Source organism: Micromonospora sp. A3M-1-15 (assembly GCF_024213425.1).
GTDB lineage: Bacteria > Actinomycetota > Actinomycetes > Mycobacteriales > Micromonosporaceae > Micromonospora > Micromonospora chersina.
Genome location: NZ_JANAVK010000001.1, coordinates 146,651 through 166,674 on the forward strand (window position 1 = coordinate 146,651; position 20,024 = coordinate 166,674).

The window sequence follows — 20,024 nt, forward strand, 5'->3', positions numbered from 1 at the left end:
GGTCTGGACGGATTAAAACTTACACCGCTAGTTTAAGAGCGAGCGCCGCCACACCGCGGCGGTTCCACCGCCACGCCGACCGAGGGAGCATCGTGGACTTCGCACTGTCCGACGAGGAACGGGCCGTCCGGGACACCGTGCGCGCCTTCGTCACCCGCGAGGTGCTGCCGCTGGAGCAGGAGGTGCTGCGCCGCGAGCGCGCCCACCAGCCCGGCCTGGACCGCTCCGAGCTGCGCGAGTTGCAGCTCAAGGCGAAGAAGTTCGGCTTCTGGGGCCTGGCCACCCCCGAGGAGTACGGCGGGATGGACCTCCCCGCGGTGCTCCAGTCGCTGATCTGGACCGAGCTGGGCCGCTCCTTCGTGCCGTTCCGTTTCGGCGGCGAGGCCGACAACATCCTGTTCCACGCCACCGAGGAGCAGAAGCGCGAGTTCCTCCTCCCCACCATCGAGGGCGAGCGGATCTCCTGCTTCGCGATCACCGAACCGGGCGCCGGCTCGGACGCCGCGAACATCAAGCTGCGCGCCCGCCGCGACGGCGACGACTGGGTCCTCGACGGCGAGAAGACGTTCATCACCAACGGCAACGACGCCGACTTCGCCATCGTCGTGGCGGTGACGGACCCGGAGAAGGGCGGCCGCAACGGCGGCGCGACCGCGTTCCTGGTGGATCGGGCGATGGGCTGGCGGTCGGAGTTCATCCAGACCATGGGCGAGGGCGGCCCGGCGTCGTTGATCTTCGACGGCGTACGCGTGCCGCACCGCAACATCCTCGGGGAGGTCGGCCAGGGCTTCACGCTGGGCATGGAGTGGATCGGCAAGGGCCGCTACACCATCCCCTCGCACGCCATCGGCATCGCCGAGCGGGCCCTCCAGATGGCCATCGACCACGCCAACACGCGGGAGACCTTCGGCGCGAAGATCGGCACCAACCAGGCGATCCAGTGGATGATCGCCGACTCGGAGACCGAGCTGGAGGCGGCCCGCTGGCTGGTGCTGAAGTCGGCGTGGACGGTCGACCAGGGCCTGGACCCGCGGCACGCCTCCTCGATGGGCAAGCTCTACGGCGCCGGCATGGTCAACCGCGTGGTCGACCGGGTGCTCCAGATCCACGGCGGCATGGGCTACACCCGGGAACTGCCGATCGAGCGCTGGTACCGGCAGGTCCGGCTGTACCGGATCTTCGAGGGCACCGACGAGATGCAGCGGCTGATCATCTCCCGCGACCTGCTGCGCGGCTACACGAAGATCGGCGGCCACCTGGCCTGACGCGGTGGTGGCTCCCACCCGGTCCCGGGGTGGGAGCCACCGTCACCTCAGCCGGTCAGCGCCGCGAGGGCCAGGTCGACGTCCTCCTCGGTCGTGTAGAGGTGGAACGCGGCACGGACCCGTCCGGCGCGCACCGCCGCCCGCACCCCGGCCCGCTCCAGCTTCTCCTGCGCGCCCGGCACCTCGACGGCGACGATCGCGCTGTCGCCCGGCGGCCGGCCCAGCCCGGCGAGGAACCGGTTGGCCAGCGCCACGTCGTGGGCGTGCACGGCGGGCAGCCCGATCTCGGCGAGCAGTTCCAGGGCGGGCGCCGCACCGACGTAGCTGAACCAGGCCGGCGAGATGTCGAACCGCCGGGCGTCGTCGGCCAGCCGCAGCGGCGGGCCGTAGTAGGAGGCGTGCGGGTCGGCGCCCGCGTACCAGCCGGCGGCGTCGGGACGCAGCCGCTCGCGCAGCGCCGGCGCCAGGTAGCCGAAGGCCGCGCCGCGCGGCGCCATCAACCACTTGTAGGCGGCCACCGCCACCACGTCGGCCAGCCCGGCGTCGAAGGGCAGCCAGCCGGCGGCCTGGGTGGCGTCCACCGCGACGAGGGCGCCGTGCGCGCGGGCCGCCGCGACGATCGTCTCGTACGGGGCGACCGCGCCGTCGGCGGACTGCACGAGGCTGAACGCGACCAGGTCGGTGTCGGCGTCGATCGCGTCGACCAGGCCGTCCAGCGGCACGGTGCGGACCCGGACGCCCCGCTCCTGCTGCACCAGCCAGGGGAACAGGTTGGACGTGAACTCGACCTCCGGGACGACCACCGTGGCGCCGGCCGGCAGCGCGGCCGCCACCGGGGCGAGCAGCTGCGAGGCGGTGCTGCCGATCGTCACGTCCGTCGGGGCCACCCCGACCAGCCGGGCGAACCCGGCGCGGGCCCGCTCGGCGGCGACACCCCAGCCCTCCCAGGAGATCCGGCCCACCCGCCAGTCCGCCAGGGCGTCCTGCAACGCCTGCCAGGCCGGCTCGGGCGGCAGCCCGTAACTGGCGGTGTTCAACCAGCCGGGCTCCGGCTGCCACAGCTTCTGCGCCTGTTCCACGTCCATGGCACCGACGCTAACGATCATCGCGGGCCACCGGGACGGCCAATCCTCGCCTCGTGGTCCCCGCCGGCCCGCCGCCATGCCGACCGGACCTCGCCGGCCGGACCTCGCCGGGCCGCGGCGACCGGGCCCGCCGGACCGGGGGTCAGGCGGGCCCGGGGCGGGCGGCGGTCGGGTCAGGCCGGCGCGTGGCCGGGGTGGCCGGTCGCGGCGCCGGGACCGGCTCGAGGGCTTCGTCGGCCCGGTCCTCGTCGTCGTCGAGCATGGTGGCCTCGTCGAACGGGCGCTGGCCGCTGAGCACGGCGCGGGCCTGCGCCCGGTCGAACTCGCCGGTCCAGGTGCCGACCAGCACGGTGGCCACCGCGTTGCCGGCGAAGTTTGTCAGCGCCCGGGCCTCGGACATGAACCGGTCGATGCCGACGATCAACCCGACGCCGTCGACCAGGTCCGGGCGGTGCGACTGGAGGCCGCCGGCCAGGGTGGCCAGCCCGGCGCCGGTCACGCCGGCCGCACCCTTCGAGGCGATGATCATGAAGGCCAGCAGGCCGATCTGCTCGCCGATCGCCATGGGCTTGCCCAGCGCGTCGGCGATGAACAGCGCGGCCATCGTCAGGTAGATGGCCGTGCCGTCGAGGTTGAAGGAGTAGCCCGTGGGCACGGTGATGCCGACGACCGGCTTGCTGACGCCGAAGTGCTCCATCTTGGCGATCAGCCGGGGCAGCGCCGACTCCGACGACGAGGTGGACAGGATCAGCAGGAACTCCCGGCCCAGGTAGCGCAGCAGGGAGAAGATCGAGACACCCGACACCAGCCGCAGCAGCGTGCCGAGCACCACGATCACGAAGATCAGGCAGGTGGCGTAGAAGCCGAGCATGATCTGGGCCAGGCTGGTCAGCGCGTCCACGCCGGTCGCGCCGACCACGGCGGCGATCGCGCCGAAGGCGCCGATCGGGGCCACCCACATGATCATCGCCAGCACCTTGAAGACGAGGCGCTGGATCACCTCGACGGCACGCAGCACGGGCTCACCGCGCCGGCCCATGGCCTGGACGGCGAAGCCGACCAGCAGGGCCACGAGCAGGGTCTGGAGCACCGAGCCCTCGGTCAGCGCGGAGAACAGCGAGGTCGGGATGATGCCGAGCAGGAACTCGACGGTGTCGCCGCTCTCGCCGCCGGCGGCGGACTTGCCCGCGTCGGCCACCTCCGGGCCGAGGTTCAGGCCCGAGCCGGGGTGGATGATGTTGCCGACCACCAGGCCGATGGCCAGCGCCACCGTCGACATGAGCAGGAAGTAGCCGAGCGCGAGGCCGCCGACCTTGCCGACCCGGGCCGCCTGCCGGACGGAGCCGACGCCGAGGACGATCGTGCAGAAGATGACCGGGCTGATCATCATCTTGATCAGGTTCACGAAGCCGGTGCCCAGCGGCTTCAGCTCCTTGCCGACCTCGGGCGCGGCGAGGCCGACCACGATGCCGGCGAGGACGGCCACGATGACCGCCAGGTAGAGGTACCGGGTCCGGTCCCGGCGGGCGGGCCGGGCGGCCTCGGGGGTGGATGTGGTGGTGGTGTCCATGCCGACAATGTGACGCCGGTCTCAGCGCAGGGCACGCTTGCGTTCATTCTGTTCACCTCCGCGGCTCGCGGCCGAAACCGGACCGGGCGGGTGCGCCAGACTTGCGGGACGACCGGGGCGGGAGGAGGGGATCGGTGGCCCGACGGCAGTGGAGCATCGCGGGGCAGCTCTTCGCCCTCCAGGCGGTGGTGGTGACGCTGCTCGTGCTGGCCGGCGCTGCCGGCGCCGTCTGGCTGGCCCGCAGCGACTCCCAGCAGGCCGCGAAGGACGAGGTGCTGGCCGTGGCGCAGGCGGTCGCCGGCTCCCCCAACGTCCGCGCGGCCCTCACGACCGCCGACCCGCCGGCCACCCTCCAGCCGTACGCGGAGGCCACCCGGGTGGCCACCGGAACGGACTTCGTGGTGGTGATGGCCCCGGACCGGACCCGCTACTCGCACCCGAGCCCGGAGCTCATCGGGCAGCCGTTCATCGGCGACATCGGCCCGGCGCTGTCCGGCGAGCCGTTCACCGTCACCAACGTCGGCACGCTCGGCGAGTCGGTGCGCGCGGTCGTCCCCGTGTACGACGACGAGCACCGCATCATCGGGCTGGTCTCGGTGGGCATCACCACCCGGGCGATCAACCGGAAGCTGCTCGCCCAGGTGCCGGTGCTGCTCGGCGCCGCCGCACCCGCCCTGGCCCTGGCGGCCACCGGTTCCTGGCTGCTCAGCCGCCGGCTGCGGCGGCAGACCCACGGCCTCGGGCCGGGCGAGATGACCCGGATGTACGAGTACTACGACGCGGTCCTGCACTCCGTCCGCGAGGGGCTGCTGGTGCTGACCCGCGACCGCCGGGTGGCGCTGGTCAACGACGAGGGCCGCCGCCTGCTCGGGCTGGCCGACGACGCCGCGGTGACGGACCGGCCGGTCACGGGAATCGACCTGCCGCCGGCGGTGGCCGAGCTGCTCGCCTCCGGCCGGGACGCGCACGACGAACCGGTCCTGGCCGGCGACCGGGTGCTGGTGGCCAATCAGCGGACCACCCGCTTCGAGGGAGCGGCCCTCGGCACCGTGCTGACCCTGCGCGACCAGACCGAGCTGCGCAACCTGGCCAGCGAGCTGGACTCGGTCCGCGCCCTCACCGAGGCGCTGCAGGCGCAGACCCACGAGTCGGCGAACCGGCTGCACACCGTGCTCACCCTGGTGGAGCTGGGCCGCACCGACGAGGCGGTCCGCCTGGCCACCCGCGACCTTGCGCTCGCCCAGCAGCTCACCGACCGGGTGGTCGGCGCGGTGACCGAACCGGCACTGGCCGCCCTGCTGCTCGGCAAGTCGGCGCAGGCCGGCGAGCGCGGCGTGGACCTCGTGATCGAGCCGGACTGCCGGCTCGACGACAGCCCGCTGCCCACCACCGACCTGCTCACCGTGGTCGGCAACCTGGTCGACAACGCCCTGGAGGCGGTCGCCGGCGCCCCGCCGCCGCGCCGGGTCCGGGTCTTCGTCGGCGCGGTCGACGACGAGCTGGTGGTCCGGGTCGGCGACAGCGGCCCCGGACTGGACCCGGACCGGGTGGCGGACGCGTTCCGGCGCGGCTGGTCCACCAAGAGCGCCGGCCGGGGGCTCGGCCTGGCGCTGGTCGGGCAGGTGGTCCGCCGGCACGGCGGCGCCGCGGAGGTGACCCGCACCGACGGCGGGGAGACCCTGTTCACCGTCCGGCTGCCGGTGCCGAAGGTGGCCCGATGAGCGACGTCCGGGTGCTGGTGGTCGAGGACGAGCCGCTGCTGGCCGAGGCGCACCGGGCGTACACCGAACGGGTGCCCGGCTTCGTGGTGGTCGGGGTGGCGCACACCGCGCGGGACGCGATGGCGGCGCTGCGCCAGCGCGGCGGCACGGACGTCGACCTGGTTCTGCTCGACTTCCGCCTGCCCGACCTGCACGGCCTGGACGTGTGCCGGGCCCTGCGGGCGGCGGGCAGCAGCGTCGACGTGCTGGCGGTGACCTCGGCGCGGGACCTCGCCGTGGTCCGCACCGCGGTGTCCCTCGGGGTGACCCACTACCTGCTCAAGCCGTTCACCTTCGCCGCGTTCCGCGACAAGCTGGAGCGGTACGCCGACTACCGGCGGCAGGCCCTCGCCGACGGCGAGGTGGGCGCCCAGCACGAGGTGGACCGGATGTTCGCCACCCTGCGCGGGGCGAGCCGGCACACCCTGCCCAAGGGCCTGGACGAGCAGACCCTGCACACCGTGCTGGCCGCCCTGGGCGACGGCGGGTTGTCCGCCACCGAGGTCGGCCGGCGCACCGGGATCTCCCGGGTGACCGCCCGGCGCTACCTGGAGTACCTGGTCTCCGCCGACCGCGCGGTCCGCGCCCCCCGCTACGGGACGCCGGGCCGCCCCGAGGTGGAGTACCGGCCGACCTGACGGCAGGGGTGGATCGGGCGGCGCGGGGACGGATAGCGTCAGCCTCGCAGCCACTCCGGAGGTCGTCGATGATTCTCGAGATCCGCACCTACCGCCTGAAGCCCGGGACGATCGACGAGTTCGTCCGGGTGATGCGCGAGGAGGCAGCCCCGCTGCTCGCCCGCTTCGGCATCAGGGTGGTGGCCGCCGGGGCGTCCCTGGCCCGGGAGGACGGCCACGAGGAGGCGTACCTGATCCGGGGTTTCCCGTCCCTGGCGGTGCGGGACGAGCAGGAGGCGGCCTTCTACAGCAGCGACGCCTGGCGCGACGGCCCCCGCGATGCCGTCCTGTCGCGCATCGAGAGCTACCACACGGTGGTGCTGGAGACCTCCGACGCCGCCGCCGACGTCCTGGGCGGCCATCGGCTCTGAGCCGCGCGTCCTAGCCGCGACGACGCAGCAGCCGGCGCAGCCGACCGGGTTCTTCCTCCACCACCGAGGCCCGCGCCGGATCCGCCGGGTCGATGCCGGCGTCCTCCAGTCGCTGTTCCAGCGCCTCGAGACCGTGCGTGTGGCGGAACGTCTTCTCGGCCCTGGTGATGGGCAGCAGCCAGAGCACCCGGATGTGCCCCTCGGGCAGGGCGCAGACCTCCAGGTCCGGGCCCCAGAGGTACGGGAGGCTCACCAGCAGGTGGTCACAGCGCGACCCGGGCGTCCACGGGCGACCGATCGGCACGGTGTGTCCCACGTCCAGCGCGTTGCGTCCGCCCGCGGCGTGGTAGTACGCGTTCATCGTGACCGTCTCGACGTGCTGGTCGGACGGCTCGGCCGTGTAGAGGACGAATTCGAGACCGTGTCCGTGGTGCTGGGTCACGTCCCACAGGCCGGCGCTCACGTACAGCCAGCCGCCCTCCCCCGGCCCGGGCGAGAGGCGGAAGACGTGGAAGGCGGGAACCCGGCCGTGGATGGGCCCGACGGCCGGCGGCAGCACGTCCAGCGCCCGGGTGGGGAACCGCGCCCGCAGGTGGTCCCGCAGGTGGACGGCGGACGGCGACAGCTCATGATCCACCGGCCGATCCTGTCACGGGAGCGTCCCCGCACACGCGTCGAGGCAGGCCAGGAAATCGGGCACCAGGTCCCGGACCCGCAGCAGTTGGCTGGAGGGCACGGGACCCGGCGCTCAGCTCACATTGGCCGGGCCGAGGACGCTCTTCAGGTCGCCCATCAGCGCGGTGGTGGCGGCCACCCGGAACGGGCCGAGGCGCAGCGTGGTGACCTTGCCGCCGTTGAGCAGCTTGACGTGCACCTCGGTGTCGCCCGGGTGCAGCACCAGGGTCTCCTTGAGCTTCTCCACGAGCGGCGGCGTGCAGCGGTGCACCGGGATGGTGAGGGTGACCGGCTTGTTCGCCGGGTTGCTGGTGACGTCCGGCATGGACATGTCCATCGCCATGATCCGCGGCGTGTCGTCGCGGCGGTCGACCCGCCCCTTCACCACCACGATGGCGTCCTCGGCGATGTACTGCCCGATCACCTCGTAGGTGTTGGGGAAGAAGAGCGTCTCCACCCCACCGGCCAGGTCCTCCAGCGTGGCCGAGGCCCAGGCCCGGCCCTGCTTGGTGACCCGGCGCTGCACGCCGGACAGGATGCCGGCCAGGGTGACCACCGCGCCGTCGGGCACGGTGCCCTCCTCGGACAGCGCGGCGATGGTGGTGTCCGCCGCCGCGCCGAGCACGTGCTCCAGACCGAAGAGCGGGTGGTCGGAGACGTAGAGGCCGAGCATCTCGCGCTCGAAGGCGAGCTTGTCCCGCTTGTCCCACTCGCTCTCGCCGATGACGGGCATGACCGTGGTGCTGCCCCCGCCGCCGTCCACGTCACCGAAGCCGGCGCCGAACAGGTCGTACTGGCCGACGGCCTCCTTGCGCTTGACGTCGGCGTACGCGTCGATGGCGTCGGCGTGCACGGCGAGCAGGCCCTTGCGGGTGTGCTTCAGCGAGTCGAAGGCGCCCGCCTTGATCAGCGATTCGATGGTCTTCTTGTTGCAGGCCACCGCGTCCACCTTGGACAGGAAGTCGTAGAAGTCGGCGTACTCGCCCTTCTCCTCCCGGCACCGCATGATGGCCGCCACCACGTTCGCGCCGACGTTGCGCACGGCGGCCAGGCCGAACCGGATGTCCTCGCCGACCGGGGTGAACGGCCCGGCCGAGGTGTTGACGTCCGGCGGGAGGACCTGGATGCGCATCCGGCGGCACTCCGAGAGGTAGAGCGCCATCTTGTCCTTGTCGTCGCCGACGGAGGTGAGCAGCGCCGCCATGTACTCGGCCGGGTAGTGCGCCTTGAGGTACGCGGTCCAGTACGACACCAGCCCGTACGCGGCGGAGTGCGCCTTGTTGAACGCGTAGCCGGCGAACGGGACGAGGACGTCCCACACGGCCTGGATGGCCTCGTCGGAGTAGCCGCGCTCGCGGCAGCCGTCCCGGAACGGGACGAACTCCTTGTCGAGGATCTCCTTCTTCTTCTTGCCCATGGCCCGGCGCAGCAGGTCGGCCTGGCCGAGGGTGTAGCCGGCGAGGATCTGCGCGGCGCGCTGCACCTGCTCCTGGTAGACGATCAGGCCGTAGGTGGGAGCCAGGATCTCGCGCAGCGGCTCCTCCAGCTCCGGGTGGATCGGCGTGATCTCCTGGAGGCCGTTCTTGCGCAGCGCGTAGTTGGTGTGCGAGTCCACGCCCATCGGGCCGGGCCGGTAGAGCGCCAGCACGGCCGAGATGTCCTCGAAGTTGTCCGGCTTCATCAACCGCAGCAGCGAGCGCATCGGCCCGCCGTCGAGCTGGAACACGCCCAGGGTGTCGCCGCGGGCCAGCAGCTCGTAGGCCGCCTTGTCGTCCAGCGGCAGGCCCAGCAGGTCCAGCTCCGTGCCGTGGTTGAGCTGGATGTTCTTGACCGCGTCGTCGATGATCGTGAGGTTGCGCAGGCCGAGGAAGTCCATCTTCAGCAGCCCGAGCGACTCGCAGGTCGGGTAGTCGAACTGCGTGATGATGACGCCGTCGGCGTCCCGCCGCATCAGCGGGATGTGCTCGATGATCGGCTCGGCGGACATGATGACGCCGGCGGCGTGCACACCGGTCTGCCGGATCAGGCCCTCGATGCCCTTCGCGGTCTCGATGACCTTCTTGACGTCGGGGTCGGACTCGTAGAGGCCGCGGATCTCGCCCGCCTCGGCGTAGCGCGGGTGCTTCGGGTCGAAGATGCCGGAGAGCGGGATGTCCTTGCCCATCACCGCGGGCGGCATGGCCTTGGTGATCCGGTCGCCCACCGCGTACGGGTAGCCGAGCACCCGCGCCGAGTCCTTGATCGCGGCCTTTGCCTTGATGGTGCCGAAGGTGGCGATCTGCGCGACCTTGTCCTCGCCCCACTTGTCGGTGACGTAGCGGATCACCTCACCGCGCCGGCGCTCGTCGAAGTCGATGTCGACATCGGGCATCGAGATGCGCTCGGGGTTGAGGAACCGCTCGAAGATCAGGCCGTGCGGGATCGGGTCCAGGTCGGTGATGCCCAGGGCGTACGCGACAAGCGAGCCGGCGGCCGAGCCGCGGCCCGGGCCGACCGCGATGCCCTGGCTCTTCGCCCACTGGATGAAGTCGGCGACCACGAGGAAGTAGGACGGGAAGCCCATCTGGATGATGACGCCCAGCTCGTACTCCGCCTGGACGACGTGGCCCTCCGGGATGCCGTTCGGGAACCGGCGCTTCAACCCCGCGAAGGTCTCCTTGCGGAACCAGGACTCCTCGGTCTCGCCCTCCGGGATCGGGAACCGCGGCATCAGGTTGTGGAACTCGAACATCCCGGCCGGGTCGACCTTCTCGGCGACCAGCAGGGTGTTGCGGCAGCCCTGCTGCCACAGCTCGGACGAGTCGACGGCGCGCATCTGCTCGGCCGACTTGACGAAGTAGCCGCCGCCCTCGAAGCGGAACCGGTTGGGGTCGGCGACGTTGCTGCCGGTCTGCACGCAGAGCAGCACGTCGTGCGCCTCGGCCTGCGCCTCGTGGGTGTAGTGCGAGTCGTTGGTGACCACCGGCGGGATGTCCAGCTTGCGGGCGATCTCGGTGAGCCCGTCCCGGACCCGGCGCTCGATGTCGAGGCCGTGGTCCATGATCTCCAGGAAGTAGTTGTCCTTGCCGAAGATGTCCTGGTAGGCGGCGGCCACCTTGAGCGCCTCGTCGAACTGGCCGAGCCGCAGCCGGGTCTGCACCGCGCCGGAGGGGCAGCCCGTGGTGGCCATGATGCCCTCGGCGTGCTCGGCGATCAGCTCCATGTCCATTCGCGGCCACTTGACGTAGTGGCCCTCCATGGAGGCGCGCGAGTTGAGCTTGAACAGGTTGTGCAGGCCGTCCCGGTTCGCCGCCCACATGGTCATGTGGGTGATCGCGCCGTTACCGGAGACGTCGTCGCTCTTCTGCTCCGGGCGGCCCCACTTGACCCGCTGCTTGTGGAAGCGCGACTCCGGCGCCACGTACGCCTCGACGCCGAGGATGGGCTTGACCCCGGCGGCCATGGCCTGCTTGTAGAAGTCGTTCGCGCCGTGCATGTTGCCGTGGTCGGTGATCGCCACCGCCGGCATGCCGAGCCGCGCGGCCTCGGCGAAGAGGTCCTTGAGCCGGGCCGCCCCGTCGAGCATCGAGTACTCGGTGTGTACGTGCAGATGCGCGAACGAATCGCCCATGCGTGGCGCCCCCCGGGGTGTGGATCAAGGCTGCGTCGGAGTCGACCGACCCACCCTACCGAGGCGATCTGACCGGCTCCACCGTCCGCGCCGAGGGTGGCCCGGGTCTCTCTGTCCCGATGGTGTGGACGCACACGATGCTGTGCGGGTTGCGTATAGTGTGTGGCACACACTATCGTGTGATGCATGGTGAGCGACGAGGTCCTCCGGACCCATCTCCAGGAGCTACGACGCGGCACCGTGGTGGTGGCCAGCCTGGTCGCCCTGCGCCGGCCCGACTACGGCTACGCGTTGCTGCAACGGCTGGCCGCGCACGGCTTTCCGGTCGACGCCAACACCCTCTATCCCCTGCTCCGGCGGCTCGAGGAGCAGGGGCTGCTGACCAGCGAGTGGAACACCGAGGAGAGCCGGCCGCGCAAGTTCTACCGCACCAGTGACGACGGCGAAGCGGTGCTGGGCCGCCTCCTCGACGACCTGACCGCGGTGCAGACGTCCGTCACCCAGCTGATCGAAGGAGTGGGACGATGAGCTCCCTGACCGACCGTTACCTCGCGGCCACCCTGCGGGCCGTGCCGCAGCAGCGCCGGGCGGAGCTCGGTGACGAGCTACGCGCCTCCATCGAGGACATGATCGAGGACCGGGCCGCCGGCGGGGAGGACCGCGGCGCCGCCGAACGGGAGGTGCTCACCGAGCTGGGCAACCCCGAGCAGCTCGCCGCCCGCTACACCGACCGCCACCTCCAGCTCATCGGCCCGCGCTACTTCCTGGTCTGGTGGCGGGTGCTGCGGACGCTGCTCACCTTCATCCCGGCGATCGTGGGCGTGGTGACCGGCGTGGTCAAGGCGACGGTCGGCGGCGAACCGGGCGCGGCGATCGGCGCCGGCGTCGCGAGCGGGTTGCAGACGGCGGTGCAGATCGCCTTCTGGGTCACCCTGTGCTTCGCCGTGCTGGAGCGCATGGGCACCTCGCTGAACCTGCCCGAGTGGACGGTCGACCAGCTGCCCGAGGAGACGCGGGAGCGGCAGATCACCCTGGTCGACAGCTGCGCCTCCATCGTGTTCCTGCTCGTCACCGTCGCGTTCCTGCCCTGGCAGCACTTCCAGCCCTGGCTCTCTGGTAACGGCTCCCGGCTGCCGATGATCGACCCGGCGCTCTGGAGCTTCTGGCTGCCGGCGCTGATCGTGGTGCTGGTCGCCACCATGGGCCTGGAGATCGCGAAGTACCGGGCCGGCCGGTGGACCTGGCCGCTGGTCGCGGTCAACGCCGTGCTCAACCTGGCGTTCGCGGCGCCGCTGGTCTGGCTGCTGCTCACCGATCGGCTGCTCAACCCGGCGCTGATCGAGCGGTTCGCCTGGCTGCGGGAGGGCGGCGCGGAGGACGTGGCCCAGATCGCCACCGTGGTCACCGCCGTGGTCGTGGTCTGGGACGTGATCGACAGCGCGGTCAAGGCCCGCAAGGCCGTCGGCTGAAACACCGCCGGCCCGGTCGCGCGCTCCTCGCCGAGGCGCGACCGGGCCGGCGTACGGCCGGGCTCAGACCCGCGCCGCCAGGGCCCGCCACTCCCGGGCGAGCAGGGCGTACACGGCCTCGTCGGTCCACTCGCCCTTGACGTACTCGTTCTCCCGCAGGTGCGCCTCCCGCCGCATGCCCAGGCGCTCCAGCACCCGCGCCGAGGCGGTGTTGCGGGCGTCCAGCCGGCCGACGATCCGGTGCAGCCCGAGGCCGTCGAAGCCGAGCCGCAGCATCTCCCGGGCCGCCTCCGTGACGTACCCCCGGCCGGTGTGGTCGGGGTGGGCGACATAGCCGATCTCGCCCTGCCGGTGCTCGCCGCTGGTCCAGCTGAGCAGCACGTCGGCGACGAACTCGCCGGTGTCCGCCAGGACGACGGCCAGGTTGAGCACGTCGCCCGGCGCACGCAGCGCCGTGCGGCGCACCATCCGGTCCACCGCCGCCCGGGCGGCCGCGTCGTCGTACGGCTCGTGGTAGAGGAACCGGCAGACCTCCGGCCGGCCGCGGTAGTCGCGGAGCACGGCGAGGTCGTCGGCGGTGAAGGCGCGCAGCAGCAGGCGGTCGGTGCGCAGCGGCAGGTCGGGGACGAGCATGCCGGCAGGGTACGGGCGCGGCGGCCGGCCGGTCAGCCGAGTTTCCCCCGGCGACCCGGTCGAGACGGCCGGGAGTTGCGTCGGCTGCCGGACTCGTCCGGGTCGTCCGGTCGCCGGCGGGCATAGCCTGGGGGCCCGGCCCACCGGCGAGCACTGGACGCGCTGATGCCTCTCCCGGACGGTACCGACGAACTGGCCCGGTCGGCCGCGCGCGGTGACCGGAGAGCGCTCGACGCGCTGCTGGTCGCCGTGCGGCCCGAGGTGCTGCGCCAGTGCGCCCGCCTGCTGCCCCACCGGCAGGACGCCGAGGAGGCCTGCCAGGACGCGCTCCTGGCGCTGGCCCGCGGGATCACCCGGTTCGAGGAGCGGTCGTCGTTCCACACCTGGCTGTACCGGCTCACCGCCAACCGGGCCCGCTCCACCTACCGCGTGCTGCGCCGGCGCTGGCAGCTCGAGGCCGGCGGCGTGCCGCTGCCCGACCCGCCCGATCCTCGGCGGACCAGCGTGGTGGCCGGCACCCGGCTCGACCTGCTCGACGCGCTCGACGCGGTCCCGCCCGACCTCGCCGAGGCGGTGACCCTGCGGGACGTGCTCGGGCTGAGCTACCGCGAGATCGCCGGCCTGCTCGACCTGCCCGAGGGCACCGTGAAGTCCCGGATCCACGAGGCCCGCCGGCAGGTGCGGCGGCGGATGTCCGATGGCTGAGCCGCCCCGCCGGCGCCGCCGACGAGCCGCCCCCGCCCTCGCCGCGCTCGCCGTCCTCGCCGGGGCGCCGGCCTGCGCCGACCGCTCGGTCTCGCCCCTGCCGGTCCGGCCAGCGACCCCGGCGGCCAGCACCGTCGGCGCAGCCGGGCCGCCCACCACCGCCGCCGCAGGAACGTCGACGGTCACGCGGCCAGGCCGCAGCCCCGCGCCGCCCCCGCCCACCCGGAGCCGGACGGCCCGGCCGACCCCGTCGGCGTCGACTGCGCTGCCGAGCGCCTGTCTCGGCGCGGTGCGCTACGACCTGGTCCTCGCCGAGACCGAGCTGGCGCTGGTGCCGTCGCTCTGTTTCGCCACCGGCGGCGTGCTGCGCATCCGGGGCATCGGGCCGGGCCTGGTCACCGTGGACCGGGCGGACCTGGTCTCCCGCAGCTACGAGGCCGGCGTGGTGGACATCCGGTTCGTGCTGGCCGGCACCGTCGTGGTGACCATCCCCCAGGACGGCCGGACGTACCCGATCACGGTGGTGGTGGTCTGACCGGGCGGCCTACCGGACCCGCACCCCGGCGAGCAGGGCGTCGACGAAGTCCTCTCCGCTGCCCGGCGGTGGGGTGAGCTGCACGTAGAGCAGACCGGCCGGGGCGGCCCGCCCGGCGGCCTCGACGATCACCGGCCGGCCGCCGGGGCAGGCGAACGCGGCCACCACCCAGTCGACGCCGCCCTGCCGGGTGCGCCGCACCGGCGCCGGGGCGCAGTCCGCGTGCGGGCGTTCGGCGAGGAAGCCCTCGGGCGTGGTGCGGCGGGCCGTGCCGGCGGAGAGGCCCACGAAGGCGCCGGGCACCGCCGGGTCCGCCGCCCAGCGGCCCGGGTCCGGTGACACCACCAGCGCCGGTTCCAGCTCGCCGTCGTCGCCGTACTGCCCCGCCCAGCCGGTGCCGTCGGCCCGCCAGCCGTCCGGCAGGGCGACGGTGAGCGGGCCGCTGCGCCCCACGGCGCCGGTCGGGGTGCGGCCGGCCGCGTCGCCCGCGGTGGCGCCCAGGGCGACGAGCACCACCGCGACCGCCCCCGAAGCGGCGAGCCGCCGCCGACGGGGCGGCCGCCCGGCGCGGGTCGTCGCGGCCCGCCCGGCGCGGGCCGTAGCGGCGTGCCGGAGGGCCGCGCGGAACGCCGCGGCGTCCGGGTATCGGTCGGCCGGCCGCGCGGCGGTGGCCGTGCGGAGCACCGCGGCCACCCCGGGCGGCACGCCGGCCCGCAGCCGCGGCAACGCCCGGCCGGACCGCCGGTCCTCCCGCGCGCCTGCCGGCGCCGTGGCGTCGCCGAGCAGCCGGACGCCGAGGCGGCCCAGCCCGAACACGTCCGCGCGGGTGTCGACGACCGCGAACGGGTCGTCCTGCTCCGGCGCCATGTAGCCGGGGGTCCCCGCCCGGGCGGTCAGCCCGGAGGCGGCGGCGAGCGCCTTGGCCAGCCCCAGGTCGGCGACGAGCACCCGCTCGCCGCCCGGCCCCGACCGGAAGAGGATGTTGCCGGGCGTCAGGTCCCGGTGCACCACCCCGTGCCGGTGCAGCACCGCGACCCCCGCCGCGATCTCGTCGAGCAGCGCGACGGCCGCAGCGGCCGGCAGCGGACCCCGCGCCAGCCGGTCCCGGAGGCTGCCGCCGTCCGCCCAGGCCAGCACGGCGTACGGGCGGCCGTCGGGCAGTTCGCCCACGGCGTGCACCCGGACCAGGCGGTCGTGGTCCAGCCGGCGCAGCAGCCGCGCCTCGTCCAGGAAGCGTTCCCGCACCCGCAGGTCGTGGCTCCAGTTCTCGGCCAGCACCTTGATCGCCACCCGGCCGTCGAGCGCCGGGTCGTACGCGAGCCAGACCGTCGCGAAGGAGCCCGCTCCGAGCAGCCGCTCCACCCGGTAGGTCCCGATCCGCGTCGGCGCGGTCACCGCATCACCTCCGCCGATCGCCACCCGGCCGCCGTTCCCTCGACGGTAGACGCCGCACCCGGCCGGCGGCTGTCCCGACGGCGTCGCCTCCCGGTCGTGCGGCGGGACGGTCGGCAACCCGACGAACCGAACCGGCCCGGCCGGAGACCAACAGGGCAGGAGGAAGCCCACGGAAGGAGACTCGCCATGAACCGTCTCTCGTCCACCGTCCTCACCGGGCTGTGGCCGATGGGTGAGCCGCCCCGACGGGGCCGCCGGCGGGCCGCCGCCCGGACCGCCCTCGCCGTCCTGGCCGTCCTGGCCGTCCTGGTCGGGGCATCGGCCTGCGCCGACCGTTCGGTCTCGCCCCTACCGGTCCGGCCACCGACCCCGGCGGCCAGCACCGTCGGCGCCGCCCCGTCGCCCACCTCCGCCTCCCCCACCCCGGAACCGCCGACGGCCACCTCGCCGAGCCGGAGCCCCGCGCCGCCCCGGAGCCGGACGGCCCGGCCGACCCCGTCGACGTCGCCCGCGCTGCCGAGCGCCTGTCTCGGCGCGGTGCGCTACGACCTGGTCCTCGCCGAGACCGAGCTGGCGCTGGTGCCGTCGCTCTGTTTCGCCACCGGCGGCGTGCTGCGCATCCGGGGCATCGGGCCCGGCCTGGTCACCGTGGACCGGGCGGACCTGGTCTCCCGCGACTACGAGGCCGGCGTGGTGGACATCCGGTTCGTGCGAACCGGCACCGTCGTGGTGACCATCCCCCAGGCCGGCCGGACGTACCCGATCACGGTCGTGGTGGTCTGACCGGACGGCCTACCGGACCCGCACCCCGCCGGTCGCGTGGCGGGACGGTCGGCAACCCGACGAACCGAACCGGCCCGGCCCGGCCCGGCCGGAGACCAACAGGGCAGGAGAAGCCAACGGAAGGAGACCCGCCATGAACCGTCTCTCGTCCACCGTCCTCACCGGGTTGCTGGCCCTCGCCGCCGCCGTCCCGGTGACCGTCGCCGCGCCGGCCTCCGCCGCCGCGCCGACGGCCGGGACGACCGCTGACCGGGCGCCGACGGGCGGCCGGGCGGCCGTCGCGACGGTCGAGGTGCTCGGCGTCCGCGGCGCCGGACCGTACCGGATCGGCGCCCGGCTGGACCGGCTCACCGCGGCCGGCCTGATCGACTGGACGGCGCCGGGGTGCGCCGGGGTGGTGGCCGCCGGCGCCACCGGAGCCTGGGCCGGGGTGATCATCCTGACCTTCCGGGACGGCCGGCTGGTGTCGGTGGGCACCGCCACCGTCCCGCCCCGCTCACCGGCCGGCGCGTCGGTCGGCATGTCCTTCGCCGAGCTGGAGCGCATCTACGGGCGGCGCGGGGCGCTGATTCGCAACGACGCCGGGGACGCCGAGGCCTACCTGGTCCGGTTCGGGTCCCGGGTCGAGCTGTTCACCGGCCACCCGATCCGCCCCGGCGTCGGCTGGTACGAGGCCGGGCTGGCCTCCCACGTCGAGCGGGCCTTCCGGCACGGGCCGTCCTGCTGACCGGGCCGGAGACGACGTCGCGCCGGGCGACCAGGTCGCCCGGCGCGGCACGCACTCGCGGTCGAGGTCAGCCGACCGCGGCCATGACCTCGTCGGAGACGTCGAAGTTGGCGTAGACGTTCTGCACGTCGTCGCAGTCCTCGAGCACGTCGATCAGCTTGAAGATCTTGCGCGCGCCGTCCTCGTCCAGTGGCACGTTGACGCTGGGGATGAGGGAGGACTCGGCCGACTCGTACTCGATGCCGGCGTCCTGCAGGGCGGTGCGGACCGGGATCAGGTCGGTCGGCTCGGAGACCACCTCGAACGCCTCGCCGAGGTCGTTGACCTCCTCGGCGCCCGCGTCGAGGACGGCCATCATGACGTCGTCCTCGCTGGTGCCGGCCTTGGGGACGATCACCACGCCCTTGCGGGAGAACATGTACGACACCGAGCCGGCGTCGGCGAACGAGCCGCCGTTGCGGGTGAGCGCGGTGCGCACCTCGGTGGCGGCGCGGTTGCGGTTGTCGGTGAGGCACTCGATGAGCAGCGCGACGCCGTTCGGGCCGTAGCCCTCGTACATGATCGTCTGGTAGTCGGCGCCGCCGGCCTCCAGCCCGGAGCCGCGCTTGACCGCACGGTCGATGTTGTCGTTCGGGACGGAGTTCTTCTTCGCCTTCTGGATGGCGTCGTAGAGGGTCGGGTTACCGGCGGGGTCCCCGCCGCCGGTCCGGGCCGCCACCTCGACGTTCTTGATCAGCTTGGCGAACATCTTGCCGCGCTTGGCGTCGATGACGGCCTTCTTGTGCTTGGTGGTCGCCCACTTTGAGTGGCCGGACATCTCATACCTCCGTCTGTTGACTCACGCCTGCGTCGACTGTCCGCGCCCGCGCCGAACCAGGACCGCCGGGCGGTCGGCTGGGGGGCGGCGGCGGGCGGTGAGCCCTGCCGAACCGCGGCAATCCTACCGAGGTCGCGTCCCCGCATGTCACACCCGGCACCGTGACCGGGCCGGCCGAGTGACCGGGGGCCTCCTCGAAAGGCAGGCGACCGGCCCCGGGAAAGATGCCTCACGGGCGTCGCAACCAGGAGAAAAGGCGCCTCAGGCGGTGGCGCGGACCAGATCCACGAAGTAGCGGTGCAGCCGCAGGTCGCCGGTGAGTTCGGGGTGGAACGAGGTGGCCACCAGGTGGCCCTGCCGGACCGCGACGATCCGGCCGGCGGCCGGCCCCTCGGTGACCCGGCCGAGCACCTCGACGCCCGCGCCGACCCGCTCGACCCAGGGGGCCCGGATGAAGATCGCGTGGAACGGCTCGCCCTCGACACCGGCGATCTCCACCGGCGCCTCGAACGAGTCGACCTGCCGGCCGAACGCGTTGCGCCGGACGGTCATGTCGATGCCGGCGAAGCCGCGCTGGTCGGGGCGGCCGTCGAGCACCTCGGCGGCCAGCATGATCATGCCGGCGCAGGACCCGTAGACCGGCATGCCGCCGGCGATCCGCTTGTCGATCGGCTCGCGCATCTCGAAGATGTCGGCGAGCTTGCTCATGGTGGTCGACTCGCCGCCCGGGATCACCAGGCCGTCGACCGCGTCCAGCTCGGCCGGCCGGCGCACCGGACGGGCGTCCGCGCCGGCCCCCGCCAGGGCGGCGACGTGCTCGCGCACGTCGCCCTGGAGGGCGAGCACACCGATGACGGGTGCGGTCACTCCCCGCTCCTCTCGCTCGTCGGACGGGGCCCGGTCCGGGCCCCGTCCGGTCGCCGTCACCAGCCGCGCTCGGCCAGCCGGTGCGGCTGCGGGATCTCGTCGACGTTGATGCCGACCATCGCCTCGCCCAGGCCGCGGGAGACCTTGGCCAGCACGTCCGGGTCGTCGTGGAAGGTGGTGGCCTTCACGATCGCGGCGGCGCGCTGGGCCGGGTTGCCCGACTTGAAGATGCCCGAGCCGACGAAGACGCCCTCGGCGCCGAGCTGCATCATCATGGCCGCGTCCGCCGGGGTGGCGATGCCGCCCGCGGTGAACAGCACGACCGGCAGCTTGCCGGTCTCGGCGACCTCCTTGACCAGCTCGTACGGCGCCTGCAGCTCCTTGGCGGCCACGAACAGCTCGTCCGTCGGCAGCGACTGGAGCCGGCGGATCTCCTTGCGGATCTTCCGCATGTGGGTGGTGGCGTTGGAGACGTCACCGGTGCCGGCCTCACCCTTCGAGCGGATCATGGCGGCGCCCTCGGTGATCCGGCGCAGCGCCTCGCCCAGGTTGGTCGCGCCGCAGACGAAGGGGACGGTGAACGCCCACTTGTCGATGTGGTTCTCGTAGTCGGCCGGGGTCAGCACCTCGGACTCGTCGACGTAGTCGACGCCGAGGGACTGGAGCACCTGCGCCTCGACGAAGTGGCCGATCCGGGCCTTGGCCATGACCGGGATGGAGACGGCGTTGATGATGCCGTCGATCATGTCCGGGTCGCTCATCCGGGAGACGCCGCCCTGGGCGCGGATGTCGGCGGGCACCCGCTCCAGCGCCATGACGGCGACGGCGCCGGCGTCCTCGGCGATCTTGGCCTGCTCGGCGGTGACCACGTCCATGATCACGCCGCCCTTGAGCATCTCGGCCATGCCCCGCTTGACGCGGGCGGTGCCGACGACCGGGTTGGCGTTGGTGTTCGGGGAGGTGGATTCGGGCACGGGTCATCGCTCCTTGGACGTGCTCGGGGGGTGGCTGCCAGAAGGCTACGACGGGGTCAACGCCGGTCCGACAGCCAATCAGACCCCCGGTGGCCTGCTCTGTGGT

General features: G+C 73.3%; 19 protein-coding genes. 10 read left to right on the forward strand and 9 right to left on the reverse strand.

The window, feature by feature from the left end; genetic code table 11:
* Window positions 1-92 precede the first annotated feature (92 nt).
* The gene (locus NLX85_RS00700; RefSeq protein WP_254331084.1) at window positions 93-1,265 is read left to right on the forward strand and encodes an acyl-CoA dehydrogenase family protein; all 1,173 of its coding nucleotides are present in this window, start codon (window positions 93-95) and stop codon (window positions 1,263-1,265) included.
* A 47-nt stretch (window positions 1,266-1,312) separates the two neighbouring features.
* Here the strand turns inward: NLX85_RS00700 and NLX85_RS00705 are convergent, their stop codons facing one another.
* Entirely contained in the window at window positions 1,313-2,350 is a 1,038-nt protein-coding gene (locus tag NLX85_RS00705; RefSeq protein WP_254331085.1) for an aminotransferase class V-fold PLP-dependent enzyme, read from the reverse strand.
* A 142-nt stretch (window positions 2,351-2,492) separates the two neighbouring features.
* The gene (locus NLX85_RS00710) at window positions 2,493-3,920 is read right to left on the reverse strand and encodes a cation:dicarboxylate symporter family transporter (RefSeq protein WP_254331086.1); all 1,428 of its coding nucleotides are present in this window, start codon (window positions 3,918-3,920) and stop codon (window positions 2,493-2,495) included.
* Between the two features lie 134 nt (window positions 3,921-4,054).
* On the opposite strand from NLX85_RS00710, the gene NLX85_RS00715 reads away from it, so the two are divergent.
* From NLX85_RS00715 to NLX85_RS00725, 3 genes are all read left to right on the forward strand, one after another.
* Window positions 4,055-5,641 carry a sensor histidine kinase gene (locus NLX85_RS00715; RefSeq protein WP_254331087.1) on the forward strand — a complete coding sequence of 529 codons (1,587 nt, stop codon included), beginning with the start codon at window positions 4,055-4,057 and terminating at the stop codon, window positions 5,639-5,641.
* Window positions 5,638-6,318: a response regulator gene (locus NLX85_RS00720; protein ID WP_254331088.1), complete on the forward strand. Its 681-nt coding sequence runs from the start codon at window positions 5,638-5,640 to the stop codon at window positions 6,316-6,318. The genes NLX85_RS00715 and NLX85_RS00720 overlap by 4 nt, the downstream gene beginning before the upstream one ends.
* Window positions 6,319-6,386: 68 nt before the next feature.
* A complete protein-coding gene (locus NLX85_RS00725; protein ID WP_254331089.1) occupies window positions 6,387-6,728 on the forward strand; it encodes an NIPSNAP family protein in 342 nt (113 codons plus the stop codon).
* Window positions 6,729-6,738: 10 nt separating this feature from the next.
* Here NLX85_RS00725 and NLX85_RS00730 read toward each other — a convergent pair whose 3' ends face one another.
* Window positions 6,739-7,365 carry a suppressor of fused domain protein gene (locus NLX85_RS00730; RefSeq protein ID WP_254331090.1) on the reverse strand — a complete coding sequence of 209 codons (627 nt, stop codon included), beginning with the start codon at window positions 7,363-7,365 and terminating at the stop codon, window positions 6,739-6,741.
* Window positions 7,366-7,476: 111 nt separating this feature from the next.
* Window positions 7,477-11,013: a DNA polymerase III subunit alpha gene (gene dnaE / locus NLX85_RS00735; protein WP_254331091.1), complete on the reverse strand. Its 3,537-nt coding sequence runs from the start codon at window positions 11,011-11,013 to the stop codon at window positions 7,477-7,479.
* Between the two features lie 186 nt (window positions 11,014-11,199).
* Here dnaE and NLX85_RS00740 point away from each other — a divergent pair, with 186 nt between their 5' ends.
* Entirely contained in the window at window positions 11,200-11,541 is a 342-nt protein-coding gene (locus tag NLX85_RS00740; protein ID WP_212836962.1) for a PadR family transcriptional regulator, read from the forward strand.
* A complete protein-coding gene (locus tag NLX85_RS00745) occupies window positions 11,538-12,482 on the forward strand; it encodes a permease prefix domain 1-containing protein (RefSeq protein ID WP_254331092.1) in 945 nt (314 codons plus the stop codon). Before NLX85_RS00740 ends, NLX85_RS00745 begins: the two co-directional genes overlap by 4 nt.
* A 63-nt stretch (window positions 12,483-12,545) precedes the next feature.
* Here the strand turns inward: NLX85_RS00745 and NLX85_RS00750 are convergent, their stop codons facing one another.
* Window positions 12,546-13,115, reverse strand: a complete 570-nt coding sequence (locus NLX85_RS00750) for a GNAT family N-acetyltransferase (protein ID WP_254331093.1) — start codon at window positions 13,113-13,115, stop codon at window positions 12,546-12,548.
* Between the two features lie 165 nt (window positions 13,116-13,280).
* Between NLX85_RS00750 and NLX85_RS00755 the strand changes: the two genes are divergently transcribed.
* Window positions 13,281-13,820 (forward strand): RNA polymerase sigma factor, encoded by a 540-nt coding sequence (locus tag NLX85_RS00755; RefSeq protein WP_254331094.1) that lies wholly within the window; start codon window positions 13,281-13,283, stop codon window positions 13,818-13,820.
* Window positions 13,813-14,355 carry a hypothetical protein gene (locus NLX85_RS00760; protein WP_254331095.1) on the forward strand — a complete coding sequence of 181 codons (543 nt, stop codon included), beginning with the start codon at window positions 13,813-13,815 and terminating at the stop codon, window positions 14,353-14,355. Before NLX85_RS00755 ends, NLX85_RS00760 begins: the two co-directional genes overlap by 8 nt.
* Before the next feature lie 9 nt (window positions 14,356-14,364).
* On the opposite strand, the gene NLX85_RS00765 is transcribed toward NLX85_RS00760, so the two are convergent.
* Window positions 14,365-15,750, reverse strand: a complete 1,386-nt coding sequence (locus NLX85_RS00765; protein WP_254331096.1) for a serine/threonine-protein kinase — start codon at window positions 15,748-15,750, stop codon at window positions 14,365-14,367.
* Window positions 15,751-15,936: 186 nt separating this feature from the next.
* Between NLX85_RS00765 and NLX85_RS00770 the strand changes: the two genes are divergently transcribed.
* A complete protein-coding gene (locus NLX85_RS00770; RefSeq protein WP_254331097.1) occupies window positions 15,937-16,533 on the forward strand; it encodes a hypothetical protein in 597 nt (198 codons plus the stop codon).
* Window positions 16,534-16,666: 133 nt separating this feature from the next.
* Complete coding sequence (locus tag NLX85_RS00775; RefSeq protein ID WP_254331098.1) at window positions 16,667-17,260, forward strand: hypothetical protein; 594 nt, start codon at window positions 16,667-16,669, stop codon at window positions 17,258-17,260.
* 67 nt (window positions 17,261-17,327) lie between these two features.
* On the opposite strand, the gene NLX85_RS00780 is transcribed toward NLX85_RS00775, so the two are convergent.
* From NLX85_RS00780 to pdxS, 3 genes are all read right to left on the reverse strand, one after another.
* Window positions 17,328-18,077: a YebC/PmpR family DNA-binding transcriptional regulator gene (locus NLX85_RS00780; RefSeq protein ID WP_254331099.1), complete on the reverse strand. Its 750-nt coding sequence runs from the start codon at window positions 18,075-18,077 to the stop codon at window positions 17,328-17,330.
* Between the two features lie 261 nt (window positions 18,078-18,338).
* Window positions 18,339-18,944, reverse strand: a complete 606-nt coding sequence (pdxT, locus tag NLX85_RS00785; RefSeq protein ID WP_254331100.1) for a pyridoxal 5'-phosphate synthase glutaminase subunit PdxT — start codon at window positions 18,942-18,944, stop codon at window positions 18,339-18,341.
* A 56-nt stretch (window positions 18,945-19,000) separates the two neighbouring features.
* Window positions 19,001-19,918, reverse strand: a complete 918-nt coding sequence (pdxS, locus tag NLX85_RS00790; protein ID WP_308210623.1) for a pyridoxal 5'-phosphate synthase lyase subunit PdxS — start codon at window positions 19,916-19,918, stop codon at window positions 19,001-19,003.
* Between the last annotated feature and the right edge of the window lie 106 nt (window positions 19,919-20,024).

Excerpts from the sequence above, each read along its gene's own strand:
- NLX85_RS00705 (WP_254331085.1), bottom strand. The coding sequence starts at position 2,350 with ATGGACGTGGAACAGGCGCAGAAGCTGTGGCAGCCGGAGCCCGGCTGG.
- NLX85_RS00710 (WP_254331086.1), bottom strand. The coding sequence starts at position 3,920 with ATGGACACCACCACCACATCCACCCCCGAGGCCGCCCGGCCCGCCCGC.
- NLX85_RS00720 (WP_254331088.1), top strand. The coding sequence starts at position 5,638 with ATGAGCGACGTCCGGGTGCTGGTGGTCGAGGACGAGCCGCTGCTGGCC.
- NLX85_RS00725 (WP_254331089.1), top strand. The coding sequence starts at position 6,387 with ATGATTCTCGAGATCCGCACCTACCGCCTGAAGCCCGGGACGATCGAC.
- dnaE (WP_254331091.1), bottom strand. The coding sequence starts at position 11,013 with ATGGGCGATTCGTTCGCGCATCTGCACGTACACACCGAGTACTCGATG.
- NLX85_RS00740 (WP_212836962.1), top strand. The coding sequence starts at position 11,200 with ATGGTGAGCGACGAGGTCCTCCGGACCCATCTCCAGGAGCTACGACGC.
- NLX85_RS00745 (WP_254331092.1), top strand. The coding sequence starts at position 11,538 with ATGAGCTCCCTGACCGACCGTTACCTCGCGGCCACCCTGCGGGCCGTG.
- NLX85_RS00750 (WP_254331093.1), bottom strand. The coding sequence starts at position 13,115 with ATGCTCGTCCCCGACCTGCCGCTGCGCACCGACCGCCTGCTGCTGCGC.
- NLX85_RS00755 (WP_254331094.1), top strand. The coding sequence starts at position 13,281 with ATGCCTCTCCCGGACGGTACCGACGAACTGGCCCGGTCGGCCGCGCGC.
- NLX85_RS00760 (WP_254331095.1), top strand. The coding sequence starts at position 13,813 with ATGGCTGAGCCGCCCCGCCGGCGCCGCCGACGAGCCGCCCCCGCCCTC.
- NLX85_RS00770 (WP_254331097.1), top strand. The coding sequence starts at position 15,937 with ATGAACCGTCTCTCGTCCACCGTCCTCACCGGGCTGTGGCCGATGGGT.
- NLX85_RS00775 (WP_254331098.1), top strand. The coding sequence starts at position 16,667 with ATGAACCGTCTCTCGTCCACCGTCCTCACCGGGTTGCTGGCCCTCGCC.
- NLX85_RS00780 (WP_254331099.1), bottom strand. The coding sequence starts at position 18,077 with ATGTCCGGCCACTCAAAGTGGGCGACCACCAAGCACAAGAAGGCCGTC.